The sequence below is a fragment of the Niabella beijingensis genome, assembly GCF_020034665.1.
Lineage (GTDB): Bacteria > Bacteroidota > Bacteroidia > Chitinophagales > Chitinophagaceae > Niabella > Niabella beijingensis.
Map to the genome: position 1 here is coordinate 3,726,549 of NZ_JAIQDI010000001.1, position 24,560 is coordinate 3,751,108.

The 24,560-nt window shown below is 48.4% G+C and carries 20 protein-coding genes; 10 read left to right on the top strand and 10 right to left on the bottom strand.

Going from position 1 to position 24,560, the window contains the following annotated elements; all coding sequences use genetic code 11:
• The first annotated feature begins 3 nt into the window (after window positions 1-3).
• Entirely contained in the window at window positions 4-1,179 is a 1,176-nt protein-coding gene (locus K7B07_RS15675) for a DUF5000 domain-containing lipoprotein (protein ID WP_223711185.1), read from the top strand.
• A gap of 9 nt (window positions 1,180-1,188) precedes the next feature.
• Window positions 1,189-2,313, top strand: coding sequence for a DUF4998 domain-containing protein (locus K7B07_RS15680; RefSeq protein WP_223711187.1), 1,125 nt, complete (start codon window positions 1,189-1,191; stop codon window positions 2,311-2,313).
• Between the two features lie 50 nt (window positions 2,314-2,363).
• On the opposite strand, the gene K7B07_RS15685 is transcribed toward K7B07_RS15680, so the two are convergent.
• From K7B07_RS15685 to K7B07_RS15700, 4 genes are all read right to left on the bottom strand, one after another.
• Complete coding sequence (locus K7B07_RS15685; protein ID WP_223711188.1) at window positions 2,364-3,122, bottom strand: SDR family NAD(P)-dependent oxidoreductase; 759 nt, start codon at window positions 3,120-3,122, stop codon at window positions 2,364-2,366.
• A 71-nt stretch (window positions 3,123-3,193) separates the two neighbouring features.
• The gene (locus tag K7B07_RS15690; protein ID WP_223711190.1) at window positions 3,194-3,991 is read right to left on the bottom strand and encodes an alpha/beta fold hydrolase; all 798 of its coding nucleotides are present in this window, start codon (window positions 3,989-3,991) and stop codon (window positions 3,194-3,196) included.
• Complete coding sequence (lnt, locus tag K7B07_RS15695; RefSeq protein WP_223711192.1) at window positions 3,991-5,583, bottom strand: apolipoprotein N-acyltransferase; 1,593 nt, start codon at window positions 5,581-5,583, stop codon at window positions 3,991-3,993. Before lnt ends, K7B07_RS15690 begins: the two co-directional genes overlap by 1 nt.
• A 106-nt stretch (window positions 5,584-5,689) precedes the next feature.
• Window positions 5,690-6,187: a DUF6702 family protein gene (locus tag K7B07_RS15700; protein ID WP_223711194.1), complete on the bottom strand. Its 498-nt coding sequence runs from the start codon at window positions 6,185-6,187 to the stop codon at window positions 5,690-5,692.
• Window positions 6,188-6,294: 107 nt separating this feature from the next.
• Between K7B07_RS15700 and K7B07_RS15705 the strand changes: the two genes are divergently transcribed.
• The 3 genes from K7B07_RS15705 (at window position 6,295) to K7B07_RS15715 (ending at window position 10,056) form a co-directional block, all read left to right on the top strand.
• Window positions 6,295-6,876, top strand: coding sequence for a HupE/UreJ family protein (locus K7B07_RS15705; RefSeq protein WP_223711196.1), 582 nt, complete (start codon window positions 6,295-6,297; stop codon window positions 6,874-6,876).
• A gap of 9 nt (window positions 6,877-6,885) precedes the next feature.
• Window positions 6,886-9,243 carry a M1 family metallopeptidase gene (locus K7B07_RS15710; RefSeq protein WP_223711198.1) on the top strand — a complete coding sequence of 786 codons (2,358 nt, stop codon included), beginning with the start codon at window positions 6,886-6,888 and terminating at the stop codon, window positions 9,241-9,243.
• Window positions 9,244-9,312: 69 nt separating this feature from the next.
• Entirely contained in the window at window positions 9,313-10,056 is a 744-nt protein-coding gene (locus K7B07_RS15715) for a DUF2846 domain-containing protein (protein ID WP_223711200.1), read from the top strand.
• A 286-nt stretch (window positions 10,057-10,342) separates the two neighbouring features.
• On the opposite strand, the gene hpt is transcribed toward K7B07_RS15715, so the two are convergent.
• Genes hpt through K7B07_RS15735 form a run of 4 tightly spaced genes read right to left on the bottom strand, consistent with a single transcriptional unit; the run spans window position 10,343 to window position 14,007 of the window.
• On the bottom strand, window positions 10,343-10,885 hold the full coding sequence (gene hpt / locus K7B07_RS15720; RefSeq protein ID WP_223711201.1) for a hypoxanthine phosphoribosyltransferase: 543 nt from the start codon (window positions 10,883-10,885) through the stop codon (window positions 10,343-10,345).
• A 2-nt stretch (window positions 10,886-10,887) separates the two neighbouring features.
• Window positions 10,888-11,862, bottom strand: coding sequence for a glucosaminidase domain-containing protein (locus K7B07_RS15725; RefSeq protein ID WP_223711203.1), 975 nt, complete (start codon window positions 11,860-11,862; stop codon window positions 10,888-10,890).
• 9 nt (window positions 11,863-11,871) lie between these two features.
• Window positions 11,872-12,510 carry an O-methyltransferase gene (locus K7B07_RS15730; RefSeq protein WP_223711205.1) on the bottom strand — a complete coding sequence of 213 codons (639 nt, stop codon included), beginning with the start codon at window positions 12,508-12,510 and terminating at the stop codon, window positions 11,872-11,874.
• Window positions 12,511-12,528: 18 nt separating this feature from the next.
• Window positions 12,529-14,007 carry a sodium:solute symporter gene (locus tag K7B07_RS15735; protein ID WP_223711206.1) on the bottom strand — a complete coding sequence of 493 codons (1,479 nt, stop codon included), beginning with the start codon at window positions 14,005-14,007 and terminating at the stop codon, window positions 12,529-12,531.
• Between the two features lie 87 nt (window positions 14,008-14,094).
• On the opposite strand from K7B07_RS15735, the gene K7B07_RS15740 reads away from it, so the two are divergent.
• Window positions 14,095-14,631 (top strand): LOG family protein, encoded by a 537-nt coding sequence (locus K7B07_RS15740; protein ID WP_223711208.1) that lies wholly within the window; start codon window positions 14,095-14,097, stop codon window positions 14,629-14,631.
• Between the two features lie 206 nt (window positions 14,632-14,837).
• A complete protein-coding gene (locus K7B07_RS15745) occupies window positions 14,838-15,596 on the top strand; it encodes a phosphoglycerol geranylgeranyltransferase (RefSeq protein ID WP_223711210.1) in 759 nt (252 codons plus the stop codon).
• Between the two features lie 78 nt (window positions 15,597-15,674).
• Here the strand turns inward: K7B07_RS15745 and K7B07_RS15750 are convergent, their stop codons facing one another.
• A complete protein-coding gene (locus K7B07_RS15750; RefSeq protein WP_223711212.1) occupies window positions 15,675-16,400 on the bottom strand; it encodes a LytR/AlgR family response regulator transcription factor in 726 nt (241 codons plus the stop codon).
• A gap of 35 nt (window positions 16,401-16,435) precedes the next feature.
• Window positions 16,436-17,500, bottom strand: coding sequence for a sensor histidine kinase (locus K7B07_RS15755; RefSeq protein ID WP_223711214.1), 1,065 nt, complete (start codon window positions 17,498-17,500; stop codon window positions 16,436-16,438).
• A 511-nt stretch (window positions 17,501-18,011) separates the two neighbouring features.
• Here K7B07_RS15755 and K7B07_RS15760 point away from each other — a divergent pair.
• The 3 genes from K7B07_RS15760 to K7B07_RS15770 all read left to right on the top strand — a co-directional run bounded on the left by K7B07_RS15760 (window position 18,012) and on the right by K7B07_RS15770 (window position 24,552).
• The gene (locus K7B07_RS15760) at window positions 18,012-19,046 is read left to right on the top strand and encodes a hypothetical protein (protein ID WP_223711216.1); all 1,035 of its coding nucleotides are present in this window, start codon (window positions 18,012-18,014) and stop codon (window positions 19,044-19,046) included.
• Window positions 19,012-21,354: a hypothetical protein gene (locus K7B07_RS15765; RefSeq protein ID WP_223711218.1), complete on the top strand. Its 2,343-nt coding sequence runs from the start codon at window positions 19,012-19,014 to the stop codon at window positions 21,352-21,354. The genes K7B07_RS15760 and K7B07_RS15765 overlap by 35 nt, the downstream gene beginning before the upstream one ends.
• Before the next feature lie 216 nt (window positions 21,355-21,570).
• On the top strand, window positions 21,571-24,552 hold the full coding sequence (locus tag K7B07_RS15770; protein WP_223711220.1) for a glycoside hydrolase domain-containing protein: 2,982 nt from the start codon (window positions 21,571-21,573) through the stop codon (window positions 24,550-24,552).
• Window positions 24,553-24,560 lie beyond the last annotated feature (8 nt).

Here is a 24,560-nt window from a genome sequence, read left to right on the forward strand (position 1 = left end):
CGTATGAAAAAAAGTACTGTTTTATTATTGATCCTTTCCTTTCTGCTGCATGCGTGCACTAAAAAGGTAAATGAGCCCATTTCCAAAAGTCTTGGAAAACCCCAACCGGTAACGGATATCGCTGTTCAAAACCTGCCCGGGGGAGCTGTGATCAGTTATAAGATACCGAACCAGGAAGATATCCTGAGTGTGAAAGCCGTTTATAAACTCCCCAATGGCCGAACATTCGAATCCAGCTCTTCTTATTATGAGAATAAGCTCAATATTATGGGGTTTAACGATATAGAAATGCATGAGGTAACCCTTTTTACTGTGAACCGGGCACAGGAATTATCCGATCCTGTAATTGTAAAAATCCAACCGCTGGAATCGGGACTTAACAAGTTGATCAAAACCATGAATATCATCAGCGACTTTGGCGGTGCACAGTACAGCTGGAAGAACGAATATCAGGCACCGCTTACTTTTGAATTTTTCACACCGGACTCACTGGGCCGCATGCAGCTGGTAAAAGTGATCACATCAAAAGCTGATTCTGCAACACAAAGTATCAGGGGATATGATCCGGTTCCCCGTAGATTCAGTGTTGTGGTTAAAGATAACTATGGTAACCGTTCCGATTCGCTGATGCCTGCCGGAGGCAAGATAACGCCCCTGTATGAAGAGAAGCTGGGGAAATCAAGGATGACCGTGATGAAGCTTGCAAACGACCAGAATTTCACGAATTGGGAAGGAAAAGACAACTATATTATAGATGATGACCATAATACATTTGGACATTCAGCTGCCAATTCACTGCCTGCGGCGTTTACGGTCGATCTGTCGCTGATGGCAAAGATCAGCCGGATCGTTATTTTTCAACGTAAGTTTTCCGATACCTATTATAACTGGGGAAACCCGCAGCAATTTGATGTATACGGCCGGGCAGACCGGCCGTCACAAAACGGAGACTGGAATGAATGGACCAAGATCATGAGCAGTGAGATAGTGAAGCCCTCAGCGTCGCCGGGAGGAACTGTAACAGATGAAGACTTCCGGGTAGCGGAGAATGGACACGAATTTGTGTTTGGGCTGGATCAGCCGGCGATGCGCTATATCCGGATCGTGATCCGCTCTACCTGGGGAGGAACAACATTTACACATCCGGCTGATGTGGATTTCTACGGCCAGCCAAAATAATCATGTGTTATGAAAGCATTAATCATTATCTGTAGTTTTATTATCGGCGCCCTGATCCTTTCAGGATGCGACAAATACACGGATGTACATAAAGAGTTTATCAAAGACGGAGAACTTGTGTATGCGCCCAAACCCGACTCCGTTGCATTTATTGCAGGACATAACCGGATGAAGATGCGGTTGTGGATGTATAACGGCGTAAATGTAAAACAGCTTGTGGTACTTTGGAACAGCCATAAGGACTCCCTGGTAATTCCCGTACAATTTAAAAATGGAAAGGACTCCATCGAAGCTCTCATAACCAATATGACGGAGAGAAGTTATTCCTTTGATATCTATGCCGTAGATAATTTCGGGCACCGGTCCCTGTTCTACAATCAGTTTGGCTCATCTTATGGAGCATTATATGCCAGTACATTACTGAACAGACGGGTAAAAGATATGATGCTTACAGACCGGGAAGGCACCGTTAACTGGTACGCCGCACCGCAGGGCCTTGTATTTACCGAAGTAAGGTATACAGGAAAAGATGGATCCCTGCATACAACGCGCATGCCGTCCGCTTCTTTTGATGTGGCCATTGAAGTAAAACCCGGTACCACCTTTGAACACCGCTCGCTTTATATTCCCGAAGCAGAAGCCATCGATACCTTTACAACAGAATGGGTTACCCATACGGAAGCCTTTCCTGCCACTTTCCTGTATTCCCGGGATCAGTGGTCGGTGCCGGTTGTGTCCGACGAAACCGCCAGTGACGGTGGTGGCAAAGCAACATTGCTGGATGGTGATCTGAGCACCTACTGGCATTCGCAATGGGATCCTTCAAATGCACCCCTGCCGCATTGGGCCGTCGTCGATATGACTTCACCTAAAAAGATCGCTTACCTGGACGTCTACCGGAGAGCCGGCAATACGGACGCTAAGCACATACAGATCTATCTTGGAAACAGTAATGACCCTGACGCCCCGGATTGGCTGCTTATCGGGGAGGGAACCTATCCGTCAACAGTAAGTGACAAACTTACGATTAATGCGGCGGCGGTAACACCCGGGCGTTACCTGAAACTTATAGTGACGGATAGTTACCGTATACCGTTCTCCAGTATTGCGGAGGTCTTTGTATACGGGAACTGAGACGAACGGGTACCGGTGGAATAATATTTTATGATGTTCTCTGTGGATGCCTATCCCCGGTCGTAATAAAAACAATCCGCCTGTTGTGTGCACGTGATCACCAGGTCGTTGATACAAACATGGTCCGGCAGGCCGGCACAATAAAAAATGGTTTCGGCCACATCAGCTGCCACCAACGGAATCAATCCTTCGTATACTTTGTCGGCGGCGATGCGGTCGCCTTTGAAACGGACTGTGGAGAATTCGGTATTGGCAGCACCGGGATGAATGGCAGTTACCTTGATGTGATAAGGCAGCAGATCGATCCGCATGGCCTGGGAAAGTGCTTCCACGGCATGTTTGGTAGCACAATACATATTGCCCTGTGCATAAACCTGTTTAGCCGCCACCGAACCGAGGTTGATAATATGTCCGCGTTTATGCGGGATCATCAAGTTGGATACCGCCTGCGCCACGTAGGCGAAGCCTTTGATATTGGTATCTACCATCGTATCCCAGTCGTCCAGGCTTGCCTGGGCAAAGTCATCCTTTCCTGCAGCCAGGCCGGCATTATTGATCAGCACGTCGATCCGTTTCCATTGTTCAGGTATCGAGCCGATCATTTCCAGCACCTGTTCCCGGTTTCTCACATCAAAAACAAGTGGCAGCACTGCTACGGGATAGGTACCCGTCAGTTCTTCCGCCAGTTGCTGCAGCCGTTCCTGTCTTCGTCCTGTAATAATGAGGTTATGGTTATTGGCGGCAAATTTCCGGGCACAGGCTTCACCAAAGCCTGCTGTTGCCCCTGTTATAAAAACGATCTTATCCATCTTTTATTTTCAGCTTTAGATAGCCGCTTTATGCGCGGCCGCGTTCAAAATTGTGTGGTGGGGTCCGCTCCTTACTTCAGTGCCATCAGGAATTCCTCGATAGCCGTGGTTGCTTTCTCCGCCTCCTCCAGCATTCCCATATGTCCGGATTTCCGCAGGATATGAATGTGGGAGATCCTGGGAATTGACGCCTGTTTCAATACATCTTCAAAGGAAATGAGGGTATCTTTTTCCCCGATGATAAAAAGTACGGGCAATTCCGTTCCGGAAAAAAGACGGGTACGTTCCGGCCGCGCGATCATTGCTTCATAGTAGTTTTTGAGTGCGGCTTTGGAGAACGGAGGCAGCGACGCTTCAAAATTTTTAATAAGCTCCGGCTGTTCCTGTTTCGTCGTATCGGAAAACAGGTTAGGGATCGTGGAGCGGAGGAATTCGGCCGCCCCGTTCTTTTCAATAAATGCAATGCCCTTCCGTCTTGCTTCCTTTTTCTCTTCCGTATCCGCTGCTGCCGTGGAATGAAAAAGCCCGAAACCATCGAGTGAATGCGGGTATTTTTCTGCGAACGCAAGAGTGGTGTATCCTCCCATGCTATGACCGATCAACGTCACCGACTCCAGCTCTTCTTCATCAATGATACGTTTGACCATGTCCGCAATACCGTCCATGCTGACATCGGTGGTCAGCTCAGACTGGCCGCTGCCGGGGATATCCGGCACGATGACCTGGTAATTATGCCGCAGGTATTCGACCTGGTTGTCCCACACCGTGCCGTCTTCTCCAAAACCATGGAGCAGTACCACGGGCCGCCCCACGCCTTCAATGACATAATGGATAATGCTGTTATTGATCGTGATTGTTTTTGTTCCCATCAGGAAGGTTTTATTGATGATTGCTTCTGGATGAATTGCTTATAAACAGCGAGCAATAAAAGTGCCACGCCGATACCGGCTGCTGTTTTATAAAGCCAGTCCCCGTATCTCGTATAAAAAGTTTCTGACACAAAAGCGGCAACGGTCTGCTTCAATGTGCCCTGCCGGTTCCAGGGTAGCTGCTGGATAATATTACCATAAGGGTCGATAAAGCAGCTGATGCCTGTATTGGCACTGCGAATCACCCATTTGCGGCTTTCGATGGCGCGGAGGCGTGCATACTGCATATGCTGCCGGTATCCCTGGGTATCGCCCCACCAGCCGTCATTGGTGATCACACAGATCAGATCGGCTCCTTTGCGGTTGAACCGGGAAAGATAATCGCCATAGATGCTTTCATAACAGACGGCCGGCGTGACGCGGAATGTGTGACTGGAAGTTTGCAGCACCCGTTCGGTAGTGTCGCGTGCATAGCCACCCATCGTGCCTCCGAACTTCTCAAATACAGGTCCCATAAAACTGAGAAAAGCCGGCAATACTTCCGGGCCGGGTACAAGTTTGGACTTATGATAGATCTGTGCAGCGGTGCTGTCAAAAAGTGCGGCACTGTTATAGCCTTCCACAAAGCTGCCGTCCGGTAATTTTTGGGCATACCGGCTGACGCGTGTGTTAAAGAGCCGGCGTCCTTCAAGTCCGGTTAAAAGATTCGCCTGCGGATGCCGCTTCAGGAAACCCCATAGTGGTGTGAGGAACCGGTTCTCCCCAAGCTGGTCTTCCAGCACGGTATAGGGAACGGCGGTCTCCGGCCACACCACCAGTGTAGTGTTGGCGTCCAGTTGTTTTTCAGACAGGGTGATCAGCTCCTGCAGCTGCATTTCCTCCCGGCCTGCCACAAACTTGGTATCCCAGGGATCATAATTGGGCTGAACGGTGACTACATTGTATTTGTTATGCAGCAGGGTCAGTGGTTGTTTGATCAGCCGGCTGAGAAAAACAGGCAGACAAAGCGTGAGTACCCAGGCCGCTGCCAGTTTAAAGTAACCGGTGCTGCGGCCTTCCTCCCGGTAACGGAGCAACACATTAAAAACAAGTACATTGCTGAGCAGGATCCAAAGGCTTCCGCCAGCTGCGCCCGTATATTCATACCATTGCACCCAGTTGGGGTGCAGTGCAAAAGCATTACCCAGCGTCAGCCAGGGCCAGCTCAGGTCCCAGTTGAGATGGATCCATTCAAAGGTCATCCAGAACGCGATCAGGGACATACCCGAAATGAACCGGTTAAAACGGATGCGGGTAAAAAAATACGCCAGCCAGGGCACACACATGATCAGGCTGTTGGCCAGGAAGGCACTGATCCCGCCGGGGACACTCGCCTTAGCCACCCACCAGGTGGTAAGCACATTCCATAAAAGAAGCACAATATAGCTCAGCAAAAAGAACCGCTTCCAGGATGCGGTTGTTTCTGCCAGGTACAGCAACGGTATCCAGGCTACAAACAACAACAGCGTAAGAGGGGAGGTGGGCCAGCCCGCCCACAGCAGAAGTCCACCCAGCAGGGCCATCCATAAACCGGAACTGTTCTTTAGATTCATGTACCGTTACTTAGAACCCAAATGTAGCAAAAGATCAGGAATGCGGCAGCCGGAACGTTTTTTATAGTCCCTTATCCTGTTGTGCTGAATGCTGACGGGCTGAAAGCTAAAATCTAAATTGCAGCTTCCGTTCCGGATAACTCAGTTTATTGCTTTTACGTGTACCGTCCACAATAAAATGTACAATATTCATCTGGTCGCTGAAAAGATCATAGAGGATGGTATTCTCAACAAGAATATTGCCTGTGTTCAGTGATGCATTGGTGACCACAGTATAAACATACACGGCTTCGTGGTCGATCTCCCAGCCAAAAAGTTTCAGCTGCTGCGCCCGCCCGTTGCTTTGAATGCTCAGATGGGTGGTAAGGTACCGGGTAACCAGCGTATCCATTTTAGCTTTAAGGGCTTTGTTACTAAAGTCCACCGGTGTTTTATAAACCCTGGAAAGAATGGCCTCAAAGTCGTCGGTAAAAATCTTTGTACTGATCTCCAGGCGTTGTTGTTTGCTGTTATATTCGATCTCCGAGGCGCTTACATGAAACGGATGCCATCCCGGAAGAGAGAACCCGGCCAGCAGCATTCCCGCCAGTACTACCAGTAACATGCTCCTTTTATAGCAGCCCCAAGCCATTGATACAAATAAAAGGATAATATTTGAATAGGGTAAATTATATTTGATGACTGACCGTATTAAATCCGGCGCCGCCATTTATGAACAGCTTTTGGTTTTATTTTATTGAGGGATGGAAGCACATCATCAGCCTGGATGCGCTGGATCATCAGCTGTTCATCCTTGCGTTGGCGGTGATCTATACCTTTAACGACTGGAAGCGGGTGCTGGTGCTGGTTACGGCTTTTACCATCGGGCATTCATTAACCCTGGCACTCAGTGTTTTCGACCTTATCCGGGTGTCCTCATCCTGGGTGGAGTTCCTGATCCCCCTTACCATTGTCTGTACGGCTTTATGGAACATCCTCCGGCGGAACAAACCGCAACGGATCAATGTCAATTATTTTCTGGCGCTGTTTTTCGGACTGATCCATGGCCTTGGGTTCGCCAATACCATCCGGCTGATGCTGGCAAGCGATGAATCGGTCGGCACCGGATTGCTGGGCTTCAACCTGGGACTGGAGGCCGGACAGGTACTTGTGGTACTGCTGATCCTCGTGGTAACAAATCTGGTGGTAGGCCGTATGAAAATCCCCCAAAGAATGTATATTTTCGTGGTGTCCGCGCTTGTTTTCCTGCTTTCATTGAAAATGGCGCTGGAGCGGATCCCTTCATTATCATAAATCGCGCGCATGAGAAAAATTTTATTAGCCGTTATCTGTTTTTGGTACGTAACAGGAAATGCCCAGGATATCCAGAACAATCCCGGCAGCAATCATGGTAATAAATTTGAACAGCTGGGAACGATCCTGCCCACACCCAATGAATACCGCACCGCAAGTGGCGCGCCTGGTCCGAAATACTGGCAGCAGCGCTGCGACTATGTGATCAAATGTACGCTGGATGAAGAAAAACAGCAATTGACAGGCAGTGAAACACTGAATTATTTTAACAATTCACCGGATGTACTGACCTATATATGGCTGCAGCTGGATGAGAACGAACACAGCAACCGCAACAATGCCGGTTATGAAGATAACAGCAGGCTTCCGGCTATGCTCACCGACAAAGCACTGAATCAGATGGAGGAAGCGTCCGGTCCGGATAACGGATACGGACATAAGATCGGATCCATAACAGATATGACCGGAAAGCCCCTGTCTTATACGATCAATAAAACTATGATGCGGGTTGACCTGCCGGCAGCTTTGAAACCCGGACAGCGGTTCCAGTTCAGGATCGACTGGTCCTATAAGATCTCTGATCGTATGGTTTATGGCGGACGGGGAGGATATGAACTGTTCCCTGAGGACGGGAACTGTTTATATACCATTACGCAATGGTATCCCCGGGTATGTGTATACAGCGATTTCCAGGGATGGCAGAACCACCAGTTCACCGGCCGCGGGGAATTTGCACTGACCTTCGGAAATTTTGATGTTCAGATGACGGTACCCGCAGATCATATTGTGGGAAGCACCGGGGAATGCCAGAACTACCAGCAGGTGTTAACACCGGCACAGCAGGCGCGTTACCAGCAGGCGGCCAATGCAAAGGAGCCGGTGGAGATCGTTACCCTGGAGGAAGCCAGGGCTGCCGAGCGGAACAAAAGTACCAAGACCCAGACCTGGCATTTCAAGGCGGATAACGTAAGGGATTTTGCCTGGACCTCCTCCCGGAAATTTATATGGGACGCCATGCCGCAGCTGATCAACGGGAAAAAAGTGATGTGCATGAGCTTCTACGGAAAAGAGGCGTATGGTCTGTACCGTAAATTTTCAACAAGGGCAGTAGCGCATACGATCAAGACCTACTCCGCCTTTACGATACCCTATCCCTATCCCGTAGCCCAAAGTGTGGAGGCTGCCAACGGGATGGAATATCCGATGATCTGTTTTAACTATGGCCGTACCGAAAAGGATGGTACTTACAGTGAAGCTACAAAGAATGGAATGCTGGGCGTGGTGATCCATGAGGTGGGGCATAATTTTTTCCCGATGATCGTCAACAGTGACGAGCGTCAGTGGACCTGGATGGATGAAGGATTGAACACGTTTGTACAATACCTGACCGAAGAACTGTGGGATAACAAATTCCCCAGCAAACGCGGACCGGCATGGACGATCGTAGATTATATGAAGCTGCCAAAGGATCAGCTGGAACCGATCATGACCAACTCGGAGAATATTGTGCAATTTGGGCCCAATGCTTATGCCAAACCCGCAACCGGTCTTAATATCTTAAGGGAAACAATTATGGGGCGGGAGCTTTTTGATTTTTCTTTTAAGGAGTATGCCCACCGCTGGGCGTTTAAGCACCCAACACCGGCAGACCTGTTCCGCACGCTGGAAGACGCCAGCGGGGAGGACCTGGACTGGTTCTGGAGGGGATGGTTCTACAACACCAACCCGGTGGATATTTCACTGGACTCCGTGAAGGTGGCCCGGGCGGATATAGATGCAGTGCCGCCAGCGGCAAAAACGGTTACCAAAAAAATCGATGCACCCGCGGTGCCCGAGTTTGATGATATTTCAAAAATAAGGAACCGGGATGACCGGAACATTACGTTCTATACAGACGCAGACCAGGGGGCAAGAGATTTCTACTGGCGTTATGCCCGCGGTCAGGAACGGTACGACTCTACACAGACCTACACAACAGAACTGAGACCTCCTGTTGTTCCTCTCACACCGGAAGCAAAACAACGGTTCGCCGGCAAATATTTTTATGAACTGGTCTTTTCCAACAAAGGGGGAATGGTAATGCCGCTCATTATTGAATGGACCTTTAAGGACGGCAGCCGGCAGGTCGACCGCATCCCGGCACAGATCTGGCGCCACAATGAAAACCGGGTCAATAAATTATTTGTAAAGGATAAGGAAGTACAGTCGATCCGCCTGGATCCGCTCCGGGAGACCGCCGATATTGATGAAAGCAATAATGTATGGAACCAGTTGCCGGAACCTACCCGGTTTAAGGCATTCTCGCAACGGACCGGTGCTGCCCGGGGCCAAAGCACGGGTTCCAATCCGATGCAGCAGCAGAAATAATGCTGCTGCTAATGCGGCAACTGGTGTATATTAGCAGTAACCTATCTGGTATACCGAAAATATAACGTTATGAGAAAGTTTTTATTAAAGCTGTGCTTACCGATGGCCTTGCTGTTGTCCGGTACCGTATTATTCACAACGGCAACTGCCGGAGTGATCCCGCAGGTCAGGGATACTGCAGACGAAATACTGGTATTTGATCTGAACAAAGAAATCCCTGCAACAGCAAAAACGATCGGACAGTTTAAGATCGGGGATAAAGGATTTACCACTGACTGCCAGTATCAGCGGGTCATTGAAAAAGCCCAGGAGAAAGCAAGAAAGGCCGGCGGTAATGCGATACAACTCACAGAGGTGAAAGAGCCGGATATCTGGAGCACCTGTTACCGGATCAAAGGCAATATTTTATCAATAGAGCACATCGACTCTTTACGCCAGGCTACGGCTGCAGCCGTACCGGAGCCTGTTGCCGGTTCTGACACGGCTACCTATGCCACTATTTATTTTTACCGGCCGAAAAGTTTCACAGGCGCGGCTATCGGATATAATATCAACCTGGATGATAGTGTGGTATGGCGGGCTGTGAACAATTCCCGTTATGAGGTACGGGTGTATAAGGAAGGAAAACAGAAAGTATGGGCCAAAACCGAAGCAAAGGCGATCATTCCGCTGAATATACAATTTGGAAAGACCTACTACATCAAATGCGCGATCGCTATGGGGGTATGGGTGGGACAACCCTCTCTTAATCTTATAGATCCTGAGCAGGGCAGGGATGAATATGAAAGGGTAAGGCCCAGAACCCCCAAATAAAAGCAGGTGGGAGCTGTTAAAAATCGGGTAACCACAAAGCCTCAAAGAAGCACAAAGTTTTGAAGCACTTAATGATTCTTAATGCCTGAATGTTTCAAGAACTGACCGGCCCCAGGGTACACAAAATTATCCTTAATAGTTCCTGGCGTGTTCGTGTATTTGCGTCAGTCAGCCACAAAGCCTTAAAGACACAAAGAAGCACAAAGTTTCGGAGTACTTAATGACCCTTAACGCCTTAATGTTTCAAAAATTTAATCCCCTTAAGTTCCGCACTATAAAGTACCGCTTATTCTTCATCCGCCAGCTGGTAGATGTCCTTATAGTTCCGGCCCAGTCCGTCATAGTCCAGACCATAGCCTACCACAAATTTATTGGGGATGACAAAACCTGTATAATCGATCGGCACTTCGTATTTGGTCATTTCCTGCTTATGCAGCAGGGCAACGATCTTCAGCGAGCTGGGTTGCTGGTGCAGAAGTTGTGGCAGAAAATAATGAAGGGTTTTTCCGGTGTCGATAATATCTTCAAGTATCACTACATTCTTTCCGTGAAGGTCTTCTTCCAGTCCGATCGCTGTGGTAACCTCGCCCGAGGATTTTAATCCCTTATAGGAAACCAGCTTGATAAAACAGATCTCACTGTCGATGGTAAGGTATTTGAAAAAATCGGCGGCGAACATAAAGGAACCATTGAGAATGGCCAGGAAGTATACCTTTTTGCCGGCATAGTCCGCGTTGATGGCAGCTGCCAGTTCCCGGATGCGTTTTTGTAACACTTCGTCCGAAAGATAAACCGAAAAACGTTTTTCGTGTATGGTGATTGAGGCCATATTTAAGGAGTGTTTTGAGCCACGGAACTTTTCGCGGTGCTCATATCCTGCAAATATAGCTTAGACCCTATTGCCGGCGAAGCAAATTTTGTAAGGTTATTGTATTTTAACAACGACTCCATCCGGATGCCTTCTTCCTGGGCAATATTGTAAAGGGTTTCCCCGGCTTCCACTTCATGAAAAGCTTTTGGGCTTTCGGTTCTTTTCAGCTGCAGAAAAACCAGGGCGTCCTGCTGCAACTGCCGGTCTTCCTGAAGGTCGTTATACAGGAAAAGGCGCGTCAGGGGAATGTTGTATTTTGCTGCTATTGCTTCATAGGCGGTACCCTGTTTTGCAAAGACCACCCGGGCCTGGTTGATCAGGAAATCGCCCTGCGGGTATTGCCGGGGAGCTTTTTTTACAACCACTTCTTCCTCTTTTGCCACTGCAAATGCCGCTTTCAGCTCCTGTGGCATTTCTTTTTTACCCATTGCGATCAGGGTATAGTCTTCGAGATTATAACGCTCGATGAGACCGATCAGCAGCTGCGGGTATTTGGGATTGGTGGCATAGCCGGCTTTTTTTAACCCCAATGCCCAGGCTTTATAGTCGGTGGGATCCAGCTGGAACAGGAATGCATACCGGTCGCGTCCCTTCAGAAAATCGGAATGATCGCGGAAGGAGGCTTCCGGCTGCTCATACTTTATAAAGCGTTCCTGCGGACGGTCGTCATCATGCAATACATAAGGGCCGGTATAGCCGGTTTTACATTTAATGCCAAAATGGTTGTTAGACCGTAATGCCAGATCTCCGTCACCCGCATTGGACTCCAGGATGGCCTGGGCCAGTTTGATAGCGGCGGGTACCCCGGTGCGCTGCATCTCCTGTATGGCGATGCCCCGGTATTGTTGGATATAAGCCGCAACTTTCTCGGATTGTTGGGCGGCAGCAGTAATTGTTATAAACAAGGTGGTTGCTAAAAATAACTTTCGCATCATCTGAATCAATTACAATTTACGCAATAAATAAAGCCCGTCTCTGATGGTCAGAACCAGTTTATCGATATCCTCCCTTTGGTGAACAAAATCGTTAAATGCCTTGATGGCTTTTGCACTTTTCCCCTTTGGATTTTCGTCAAAAACCTGTCCGTGGAAAAAAATGTTATCCGCTAAGATAAAACCATTTTTCCGAACAGAAGGCAATACCAGCTTAAAATAATCCATATAACCCGGTTTATCGGCATCGATAAAGACCAGGTCCCAGGTTTCATTTAAAGACGGGATAATGTCCAGCGCGTTGCCCACATGCAGTTTTATTTTAGAAAAACAGGTTGATTTCCGGAAAAAACGGTCTGCAATCGCGGCTGTTTCGGCTCTGAACTCGATCGTGTGAAGCTCACCGTCGTTTGTTAGCCCCTCGGCAAGGCTCAACCCACTGTAGCCGGTAAAAGTGCCGATTTCCAGGATCCGTCGGGGGCGGATCATATGGCTGATCATTTCCAGCAATTTTCCCTGCACCGGACCGCTCAGCATGTGTGGTTCCGCATGATTTTTTTGGGTATACGCCTCCACCTCCTGTCGTAACGGATCGGGAGTTGTGGAAAAATTAACCGCAAACTGCTCTAATTCAAGAGGTAGTAGTTCCATTTTGTGTTCTTTGGATCATTAATGAACCGAATCCTGCTCCAGCTGTGAGAGGTCAGAAACAGGCTTCGAGATGATCAACAGTCCTATAAACGTCAGTGTCGCATTAATTATTATCAGTTCCAGCCCGATTTTAAAATCACCGAAAAGTTCCTGCTGATACCGGTCGATAAAGAAACAGATGATGGGAGCGATAAAGCATACATAAGGCACCAGGCGGTCCTGCGGGCGGCGTTTGGTAAAAATTCCGAAGGCGAAAAGTCCCAGCAGCGGGCCATAGGTGTATCCGGCCAGTTTCAGGATAATTCCGATCATGCTGTTGTCATTGATCCAGTAAAACATCAGTACCAACAGCAGGAAAGAGAAGGCCACCAGCAAGTGTACTTTCTGACGGAACCGTTTCTTTTGTGCCTCGTTCATGTCTTTACGCCGCTGTAATCCTGCTATATCGATACAAAAAGAAGAGGTCAGGGCCGTCATGGCGCCGTCAGCACTGGGAAACAGGGCCGAGATCAGCGCCACAATAAAAATAATGGAAATATAGGGCGGCATGTGGTTGACCGCCACATCCGGGAACAAAGCATCTCCTTTCGCGGTAAGATTTTCCTGTGCAGCAAACAGGTGCAGCAGTCCGCCCAGGTACAGGAAAAGCCCGATCACCACCACCATGATAAACGCCAGTGATATCATGTTCTTCTGGGAATCTTTCAGGTTGGTCACCGAAATACTTTTCTGCATCATTTCCTGGTCGATACCGGTCATGCTAAGTGTGATAAAAGCACCTGCTAGGATCTGTTTGATAAAGAAATCATTTTTGGAAGGGTCGGTCTTGAATATCTGTGAAAGTCCGTTGTTACGCATGGCTTCCAGGCTTTCGCCCACCCCCATATTCATATGGTTCAGCAGGTAAATGGTGCAGATGATCAATCCCAGCAGCATACAGGTGGTTTGCAGGGTATCGGTCCACACGATGGTTTTCACACCGCCTTCAAAAGTGTACAGAATGATCATTACAAGGATAATAAGTGTAGAAACCCAGAAGGGGATGCCAAAACTATCGAGGATGGTAATCTGTAATATATGCACCACGAGGTAAAGTCTTGCAGTGGCGCCAACCAGACGGGACAGGATAAAAAACCAGGCACCGGTCTTATAGGACAGCATGCCCATCCGCGTTTTTAAATAACCATAAATAGAAGTAAGCTGCAGCCGGTAATACAAAGGAAGCAATACATAAGCGATCAGCAGGTATCCGATCATATAACCCAGTACCACCTGCATATAACCAAAAGCATCCTTGCCTACAGCACCGGGTACACTTACAAAGGTAACACCACTCAGCGAGGTGCCGATCATTCCAAAGGCTACCAGCATCCAGTTGCTGTTGCGGTTACCGATAAAGAAGGATTCGTTATTGCTGTTTTTGCTGGTTTTCCAGGCTACAGCCAGCAGTAGTATAAAGTAGGCGATAACAATTGAGAATAAGAAACCTGCAGACATGTGTATGTATTAAACTTTGGTTATCAGTTGAAATAATTTTTGAAGATAGGGAAAATTGAGTTCCTTTTGCAACAAAAGTATCGAATCATGACCATAAAATCAGTTGCGGTTTTTTGCGGGTCAAAAGAAGGACGGGATCCACTGTTTACAACACATACAGCGGAATTGGGGGCCATCATGGCGGCACGCAGTATAACGCTTGTTTACGGAGGCGGAAACGTGGGGTTAATGGGTACGATCGCCAACGCGGTACTGGCCGGAGGGGGAACTGCTATCGGCGTGATCCCGCAGTTGCTGGCCGACCGCGAACGGTCGCACAAGGGACTGACCCAGCTGGAGATCGTGCCCGACATGCATATCCGCAAACGGCGAATGTATGAGCTCTGTGATGCTGCTGTGATCCTGCCCGGTGGCTATGGCACTCTTGATGAATTTTTCGAGATGATCACCTGGAATAACCTGGCCATTCACGATAAAACCATTTTTGTACTGAATACCAATGATTACTATACACACCTGTTGATGCATATCCGGAAAATGTATGAAGAAGGCTTCCTGTACGAGGACCCCTGGGAGAAGATCCGGGTGCTTTCCTCCCCACAGGAATTGGAAAGATATCTTTGAATTGCCGCTCAAATACAGGCGACTCAGTGTTTCTGAATCGCTTATGCGTGTTGTCTTATCTGTTTTTGAGCGCTGCGTATCAGTAAAATAACGGTCCGGTGGCCGCTGCTGCACTGAAAACCCGGATATTTGGGACTGTGTTTCAGCGTTTCAATGGTTTTTTTGGAAAAACTTTTGCATTTTTGCAGAAACCTCCCTTATACCTGATGAAGATGAATATTTATAGCGGCTTGGTGGAAAAGAAATTGAATGCCCGGAAATCCTTTGCGGTATTGCTCGACCCCGATTCAGTTGACCCTTCTTCATTAAACAGCCTGGTAAACCTTTCAGAAAAAGCCGGGGTGGATTATTTTTTTGTAGGAGGAAGCCTGGTTCTTTCCACACATCTGGACGAAGTGATCCTGAAAATCAAAGAACTTACGGATATACCGGTGGTATTATTTCCCGGAAGCCCTTCGCAGGTAAGCAAGTACGCAGATGCCCTTTTATACCTTTCCCTGATCTCCGGGAGGAACCCGGAATTGCTCATCGGTCAGCATGTGGTTTCAGCTCCTGTTGTAAAAAAGAGCGGACTGGAAGTGATCCCGACCGGTTATATCGTGGTGGACGGAGGAGCTCCCACAACGGTTTCCTATATCAGCAATGCGGCGCCGGTACCTTCCGATAAGAATGATATTGCGCTTTGCACAGCCATGGCCGGTGAAATGCTGGGTATGAAACTGATCTACATGGATGCCGGAAGCGGCGCCCGGATGCCGATAACGGAATCCATGATCCGGGCAGTGGCACAGAGCATTGAAGTTCCCCTGATTGTGGGTGGCGGGATCTCGGATCCTGAAAAAGCGTACCGGAACTGCAAAGCAGGCGCCGATGTGATCGTTGTGGGCAATGCCATTGAAAAAGCACCCTCCCTGATCACCGAGATCAGCAACGCCGTTCATTCTGTAAAGAAAGAAACGGTTTAGGTACTGATGTTGAAGTGAAAAGCTATAAGTGAAATATTCTTCAGGTGATTGCTGAAATCTCAAAGCTGACAGCCTGCCTCAAAGACTCATCATCTCTTTAAATTTTACAGCCTGCCGCCGGCTGACTTCGATCTTTTCGCCATCCTTTAGCTCGATCAGCAGCCCGTTATTAAAATAGGGCTCAATTTTTTCGATCATCCTCAGATTGATGATGTGTTTGCGGTTGGCCCTGAAAAAAGACTTGGGATCCAGCCGTTCTTCAAGCGCATTCAGCGATTTAAGGATCAGCGGTTTGTTAGGTCCAAAAAACACTTTTGCATAATTCCCCACACTTTCAAACAGGCGGATATCACTCAGTTTTACAAACCAGCAGCGATCGCCGTCCTTTACAAATACCTGGCTGTTTTCATTCAGCACTTCATGATTGGTGAAAGAAGCCGCTTCACTTTCTTCATAATCCGGTATGTTGAGCTTTTTGACGGCATCTTCCAGTCGCTTCGAATCGATGGGTTTTAAAAGGTAATCCAGCGCATTAACCTCAAAAGCCTTCAGCGCATATTCGTCGTAAGCCGTGGTGAAAATGACCAGGGGTGTATATTCCAGTTCCTCCAGCATTTCAAATCCTGACTTGCCCGGCATCTGTATATCCAGGAAGATCAGGTCGGGTTGCTGCGAGTTGATCTTACGCATTCCTTCTTCTGCATTGCCTGCTTCATCAATCACCCGGATCTCGGGGAAATCATGAAGCAGTTTCTTTAGTTCTGCACGGGCCAGCCGTTCGTCATCAATGATTATCGTACGCATATGTTTCATCCGTATTTTTTTGCGAAGTATACTGTTTATACCGGCAACTCTATTTTTGCTTCAACGGTACCGGGGGTCAGCTGGTGGATCTGAAAACCGCTTCTGCCCGGGTACAACAGCTTCAGCCGGTCGCGGATGCTGCTCAGCCCGAATCCGGAATCCTCTTTTTCTCCTGTAAATGTGCCGGTGTTCCGGACGCAAAGTTCAATAAAATTATTTTTGAGCCGTGCCGCTATTGATACCAGCCCTCCCTGTAATTCCCTGCTGATGCCGTGTTTGATCGCGTTCTCCACCAGGGTTTGCAGCATCATCGGAGGGATCTGCTGTTCCAGCGTCCGGCTGTCGATATCATACCGTACGGTCAGCCGGTCTTCAAAACGGACCTGCTCCAGGGCCAGGTAATCTTCAATGATATCCAGTTCGTTCTTCAGGCTCACCGATTCTGTTTTATGCATGGTGATGCTGCTACGCAGGATATTGCTCAGTTCGGTAATGGCCTCACGTGCCCGGCCTGGATTTTCATCTACCAGGGCCCGGATGCTGTTGAGCGCATTAAAGATAAAATGAGGATTGATATTGGATTTAATGGTCTTCAGCTCCAGCTCCCGCACCAGTGATTTTAACTGGAGCGTATCGATCTGCTGCTGCTGGTATTCACGCGCATAATGATAAATGATATAGATCGCATTCCAGATAAAAATATAGATGAACCAGGAGATCATATTATTGAACGAAACCAGCCAGATACCGCGCCGCTTTAATACCTCGATCTCCCGCTGGGTGAATAGTTCAAACTGTTTGTATACCTGTTGTTCGATGATCCCGCAGATGGACGCCGTTATGATGGAAAGCAAGATAAAATTGAGGAGCTGGATGCCCCAGTTGTGCTTCAGCAGGTGCAGCCGGATAATGAACAGCCGCATAAAATGGGTCAGGATCACCCCGATGATCACAAAACTCACGGCCCGCATGAAAAATAATGCACGGTCTTCGGGAGTATCGAATTTTCCATAGAACCAGGCAAAGAACAGGTGGATGAGAAAGAGCCCGCCCCATCCAATGAGTTGAAACCACCAGTAATGCTTTTTACCTGAAAACATGCTGCAAAGCTAATTAATAAAATCACCGTTTGCCGCGAAAATAAGTAAGTGGCGATAATCATCTATAAAAGGAAAAGAACCCGCAGGTTGGGAATTACAGGTCAAAATCTCAGTTCTCAATTCTCAGCTCCCCAATCTGAAATCTCATCCCGATGGCTATTGCATATGCGTCAGGTTGATTTTTACTGTTTAAGAAGCTGCAATGCTGCGTTGATCTTTGCAGTAAATAACAGGAGCTGACAATAGAGGTGCAGCGCACGGGTCATAGCGCAGGGTTTACACAGATCCGGTGTATGAAAATTACCGCCGCGCTGCGCCGTCGTCCGCTTATTTCCCTTGATAAGGTGTGCAGGAAGGTGCCGGTTTTCGGAGTTTGATCTGAAATGGCTTTGCTCTGACGCGTATGCGATTACTATCCGAACTCAAATCCAGACCCTGGACTCTGTTCCAGCTGATTGCTCATGGCTGAAAGCTGAAAAACTTCGCTACATTTGCCGCAACTGCATACAGTATGTACAGATTCTTCCTGCTATTGGTGCTGCTGCCGGTGTGTTGCTGTACCGCATGTAAAACCCGTCCGGCGCCGCATACCACCGAACGGGCTTTTTATTACTGGAAGAGTGTCTTTGCGCCTACGGACTATGAAAAACAAAAAGCAGACAGCCTGGGGATCACCACGGTTTATCTCCGGCTGTTTGATGTGGTCCGGAATAAAAGAACCGGGGTTCCGGAGCCGGCAGCCAAGTTGCTGGTAAAAGATAGCGCCTGGCTGCTCAAAAAAAAGGTGGTGCCGGTTGTGTTTATCACAAATGAATGCCTTTACCAGCTGGACAGCGCGGCGATCCGGCAGCTTGGCGGGCACGTCACGGGCCTGGTATCCCGGCTGGCAGAACAGGGCGGCTTTGGCAATTATAAGGAACTGCAGATCGATTGCGACTGGTCGGCATCTACAAGGGACCGGTATTTTGATCTGTTGCGGCTGATAAAGGAGATCAATAAGACCCAACTGCTTTCCGCCACTATCCGGCTGCACCAGGTAAAATACAAACAAAGTGCGGGCATACCTCCTGTAGACCGGGGACTGCTGATGTGTTATAATATGGGCGATCTGCAGCAGGTGAATGTAAGGAACTCTATCATCGATGTGCAGGAATTTCAGCGTTACGTCCGGCAACTTTCTTCTTATCCGTTGCCGCTGGATGCAGGACTGCCGCTGTTTTCCTGGATCGTGATCTTTGATAAAGGACGATTCGCCGGGCTGATCCGCAATGAAACGGCATCGCTTGAGGGACGGCCTGCATTCCGCAAATCAGGCTGGGGATATGAAGTACAGAAAGACACCGTTCTTGGTGGCCGCCTGGTGAAACGCGGCCAGTTCCTCCGACCCGAAAACAGTGACTTTTCAACCGTTAAAACGGTAGGAAAACAGTTGTCAGAACGGATCAGTAACCGGGAATTGCGGGTCGCTTTGTATCACCTGGATTCATTAACTTTAAATAAATATTCGTTCTATGAACTGGAAAACATCTTTAACGGCCTGCATTAGCTGTTTGGTTCTGCTAATTCCCAATAATATTTTCAGCTGTGCGGATGTGGAAGACTCTTTTAGTTCCTTTGTATCCTTTTTTAACCGGTCTGCTGCCGAAACACCTGCATATGCTCCTTTTTATTTTGCCGATCTTCAGTTCTTAAGAGATGATGAAGAGCACCCTTCTACAACAAAAGCTGTTGTAAAGGAATGGTGCGCTTTTACCGGGAACCAGGTTTCCGAAACGGATGCGAATGCCTTTGTTATGAAGTTCGACCGCAGGGAACTGACGGCCCTGTATTACCATCTTGAAGAGGGGAAGCCGCTGGTGCTCCCCGATTCTGTTAAAAAAAACGGGATGACCCGCTTCTTCCTGGAGCATAAGGATTTGGAGGCCCTGGGCTACCTGATGTATGCCAAGCAGGTAGAACCCTATGTGACCGTCGAGTACAACAGCTGGAACGCGACACCGCGGGACAGTATCAAAATGAACGGACTGCTGAAGAACGGACTTCAGTTGTATAAAGCGGCAAAGTCGCCCCTGTTCCAATTGAAGTACGGGTATCAGGTAGTGCGGCTGGCACATTACAATCATCAGTATGCGGACGCAGTGCGGTACTACGACGAGCTGGTGAGCTCCAATCCAACGCCGGGCGTGTTGCAGTTCTTAAGCCGCGGGTTAAAAGCAGGCGCGCTCTACTGGCTCGATCGCAAACCGGAGGCAGCCTATATTTTTTCGCAGGTCTTTAATGAAACGGATATCAAGAAGATCGCCAATTTCAACAGTTTTGCCTGGGCAATGCCGGACCGGGAGCAATTCCGCAAAACCTATCTTCCTCTTTGTAAAACGGATAAGGAAAAAGCAAATATGCTGGCATTGTACAGCCTGAATACCACTGAGCCGGATGTGGCGGTGCTGGCAGAGATCCACCGGCTGAACCCGGGTATGGATGTAGTGCCCACGCTGGTGGTACGGGAGATCAACAAGATCGAAATGGCGCTGTTGCCGGAATTCGGAATAAGCCGGAGCGCTGTCGGGCAGAAAAATTTTTATGGTGGTGCCGGTGCTTTTTCAGCTGACGAGACCGCGATGCTGACCAGCTTTGTAAAAACACTGGAGGCGATCTCGGGCAGTGGAAAGTATCCCGAAAATGCCCTGTATCCTATTGGCGCAGCCTATATTTCCTGCTTGCTGAAAGATTACACCAGTGCCAACCGGCTGCTGGCTGCAGCAAAGAAGATGAAATCTTCCCGGGTGCTTGAAGATCAGTGGATGTTGACCAGCCTGTTGGTTGCCATCAATGAAAGTCCGAAACTGAATGCAGCAGCCGAGCAAAAGATACTGCCTGCATTACAATGGATACAGAAAAAAGCAGCCGCAGAAAAGACAGAAGAATATAATCAGCAGCAGTACCAATGGAGTAATTTTTATAAAAATATACTGGTGGAGGTAATGTCCGCCCGCTATGCCGCCCAGGGAGATATTAACCGGATGGTACTGGCCTATGGGGCTGCAGACCGCACCAGCTGGACCTATCCGGCCGCTATTAATTATATAAGAGATTCGTTTACAGTAAAGGAAGCAGAAGGATTGTATGATTTTCTGACCCAAAAACGATTTACCTCATTCGAGTCGTTCCTGCTTCATACCGGAACGGTCGACCGTAAAGGGGTAGCTGATTATGTAGGCACCGCCTATCTGCGGGATTACAATTACGACAAGGCCATCGAATGGCTCGGCAAAGAAGAGAACAAACTGATCGAAAAAGATCCGTTCAAAGAACTGTTGTTCGACCGGGAAGAACGGCTCCCCGGGGATGCGGTGACCACCACAAAGCTGGACTATGCAAAAAAAATGAAGGCCCTGCTGGCGAAACAAAATGACCCGGAGGCCCTGTATCAGCTCGGGCTTGGGTATTATAACATCACCTACTACGGGTATGCATGGGAGCTGACCACTTATTACAGAAGTGGCGCCGATGGTTATTGTATCCCGGAAAAGGCCAGCACATTTGAGAAAGATTATTACGGCTGTTACAAAGCCAAAGCCTGTTTTGAAAAGGCCCTGGCTGCCGCATCGGATGCAGAGTTAAAGGCCAGGTGTCTGTTTATGATGGCCCGCTGCGGACAAAAGGAGTTGCGAAAACCCCAGTATGCCGACTTTAATTACAACTATGATCTGTATGATAAAAAAGTAAAAGAGTATTACGATGTATTTAAAGCCAATGTCTATTTCCCGAAATACAAAAACGAATATTCCGGTACAAAATTTTACCGGGAAACGCTGACCCGGTGTTCATACCTGGCGGATTTTGTGGCGAAATGAGCGCCCGGTTCCGCTTTTGGACCTTCGCCTGACCGGATATAACGGCGCTCAATCGGTTGCACAAAAAAGATCAGGAACCGCGCATACATTTTTTATAGATTTGTTTGTCCCCGGACAAATGATAGGAATGTTCATGTAAAAATTTCATCCGGAATTTGCGATGTATGAAAATTTTGCCTGAAAGGTTCCCGCCTTTATAACAATAAAACATTACGGATGAGATATCTTTTTCCAGCGCTGCTGCTTTTTTTGTTCACCGCATCGGCGGCACAGGAGCTGCCCTATACTTCGGCAAGCGGGCAGTGGAATACGGACTCCCTGGGAGATCACCGGGCTGTGATCCGGTTTAACGGCACAAGAAACGTGGCCAGGGTTGAGGTTGAATGGAGAAGACGTGATCGCGATCCTGAAGCGAAACGGATCGTAATACAGGATGCACAGACCGGCAAAGAAATTGTCAATGTGAAGACCGGGGCGATGAATAACGAGAAGGGAACCGTGTTCTTTGAGCCGGTTTCGGGAAAGGGTACTTATTACCTCTATTATCTTGTTTCCAGGAATTCGGGTTCGCCCAATTATCCCACCGTAAACTATCTCAAGCCGGTGACCACGGCATCGGATAGCTGGCTGGCAAAACTGCCTGCACACCTGGCCGCTAATGCTGTGGTGGTAAAAATGGAATCCAGCGATGCCTTTAACAGTTTCTACCCGATGGAGGTTACCGCAACCGGGGCTGAAACCCGTGCCTTGTTAGATAAGTATCAGCGCAACGATTATATTGTTTTTCCGGAAGACCGGCAATATCCGGTGAAGATGTTTGCACAGTTGCCCTACTGCTGGGTCCGGAGAGGCGTGGTAAAAGGCTTTAAAGGCAGTGCCATGCGTGGCGAGAACTATTCATTCCAGCTGGCCGTGTATGGGTTGCGGAATATAGAAAATATTCAGGTCCGCTTCTCGGACCTGAAAGACGGGAAGGGGAATCTGATCCCGGCTTCGGGAATGACCTGCATCAATACAGAAGGGATCGATTATACCGGGAAGCCATTTTCAAAAGTAGTGCATGTTTCCAGAGACAGCCTGCAGCCGCTGTGGTGCCTGGTGGATATTCCTTCCGGCGCCCGGCCGGGCAGTTACAAAGGGCAGGTGATCATCAATGCCACGGGTGCTGCTGAAACGGTGGTTCCTGTTCAGCTTACTATTTTACCGCAGCTAGCAAAAGAAGGAAATAGTGGCGCACCCTGGAACCAGACCCGACTGAAATGGCTCAATTCTACCATTGCCCAGGAGAATACGGTGATCGCTCCTTATACACCGCTGGTTGTAAAAAATAACACCGTCGATCTGCTGGGAAGGCGGGTTACTGTGGATCCGTCGGGGTTCCCGGCGCAGTTGCAGACGTTTTTTACCGAGGAAATGACCAGCATCAAACCAACACCGAACAATATCATCACGGAGCCCATTCATTTTCATTTTACGGGAACGGATGGTAAAGATCTGAAATTGGAGAACGGACCGATGCAGTATACACAACAGTCGGCGGGCACTGTTGCATGGAAAGCCACCAACAAACATCCCCTGGTACAGATGGATGTGGCCGCATCACTTGAGTTCGACGGGTTTCTTTCCTATACGGTAAAAGTAACCGCGCTGCAGGATGTGGATTTTAAGAACATCTCCCTGCACATCCCGTTTACACCGGAGGCTGCTTCGTACTTAATGGGATTGGGGGAAAAGGGAAGGACCCGGCCGGATAGTCTTTCCTGGAAATGGGATGTAACGCATAAGAACCAGGACGGGGTTTGGGTAGGCGCGGTAAATGCCGGCTTACAATATACGCTGCGCGATGAAAAATATGTACGCCCGTTGAATACCAATTTTTATTTGCAGAAACCTTTATTGCTCCCGGCTTCATGGGGCAATGAAAATAAGGGCGGCATTACCATTGCCCAAAAAGGAAAATCGATCCTTGCAGATAACTATACCGGGGCCCGCAGCATGAAAAAAGGCGATACACTTTATTTTAATTTCAATCTGCTGATCACTCCTTTTCATACCTTGAATACCGATTTTCAATGGGCCACACGATTCTATCACCGCTACGACAGTATCAGCAAGATAAAGAATACCGGTGCTACGGTAGTGAACATTCATCATGGGAATGCCATCAATCCCTGGATCAACTATCCCTTTATCGAATGGCAGAAGATGAAGCAGTATATCGATCAGGCGCATCAGAATGGATTAAAAGTGAAGATCTATAACACAGTGCGGGAATTGTCGAACCACGCTTATGAGCTCTTTCCTTTGCGCAGTCTTGGTCACGAAGTATATTCGCCCGGCAAAGGGGGCGGGTTCCGCTGGCTGCAGGAGCATGTAGGCTCGGATTATATTGCTGCCTGGTTTGTGCCGGAGGTGAAGGATGCCGCGATCATCAACAGCGGTATGAGCCGCTGGCATAATTATTATGTGGAAGGTATGAACTGGCTTACAAAGAACGTGGGCATCGATGGCATCTATCTGGATGATGTGGCATTTGACCGCATTACGATGAAACGGATCAAAAGAGTGTTAACCGCTAATGGCCATCCGGGCATTATTGATCTGCACTCTGCCAACCAGTATAATAAAAGCGATGGCTTTATTAACAGTGCCAACCTGTACATGGAACACTTTCCCTATTTAAACCGCTTGTGGTTCGGTGAATATTTCGATTATGAAAACAACAGTCCCGATTTTTTCCTGACAGAAGTGAGCGGTATTCCGTTCGGGCTGATGGGAGAGATGCTTCAGGATGGCGGAAATGCCTGGAGGGGAATGGTGTACGGAATGACCTGCCGGATCCCCTGGACGGAGAATGCAGACCCCACCGGCATCTGGAAGCTCTGGGATGATTTCGGAATGCAGGGTTCGGCAATGATCGGTTACTGGGTACACAATAACCCCGTGAAGACGGATAACGAAAAAGTAAAGGCCACCGTTTACAAAAAGAATGGAAAGGCACTGGTGTCCATTGCCAGCTGGAATGAAACAGATACGGATGTTTTGTTGCATATCGATTGGAAACAACTGGGCATCGATCCTGCAACAGCAGTTATTGAAGCACCCGCCGTTAAAAAATTCCAGGAGGCCCGGCAATTCCGTCCCGGTGAAAAGATACCTGTTCCAAAAAATAAAGGCTGGTTGCTGGTGATCCATTGATCTGTATA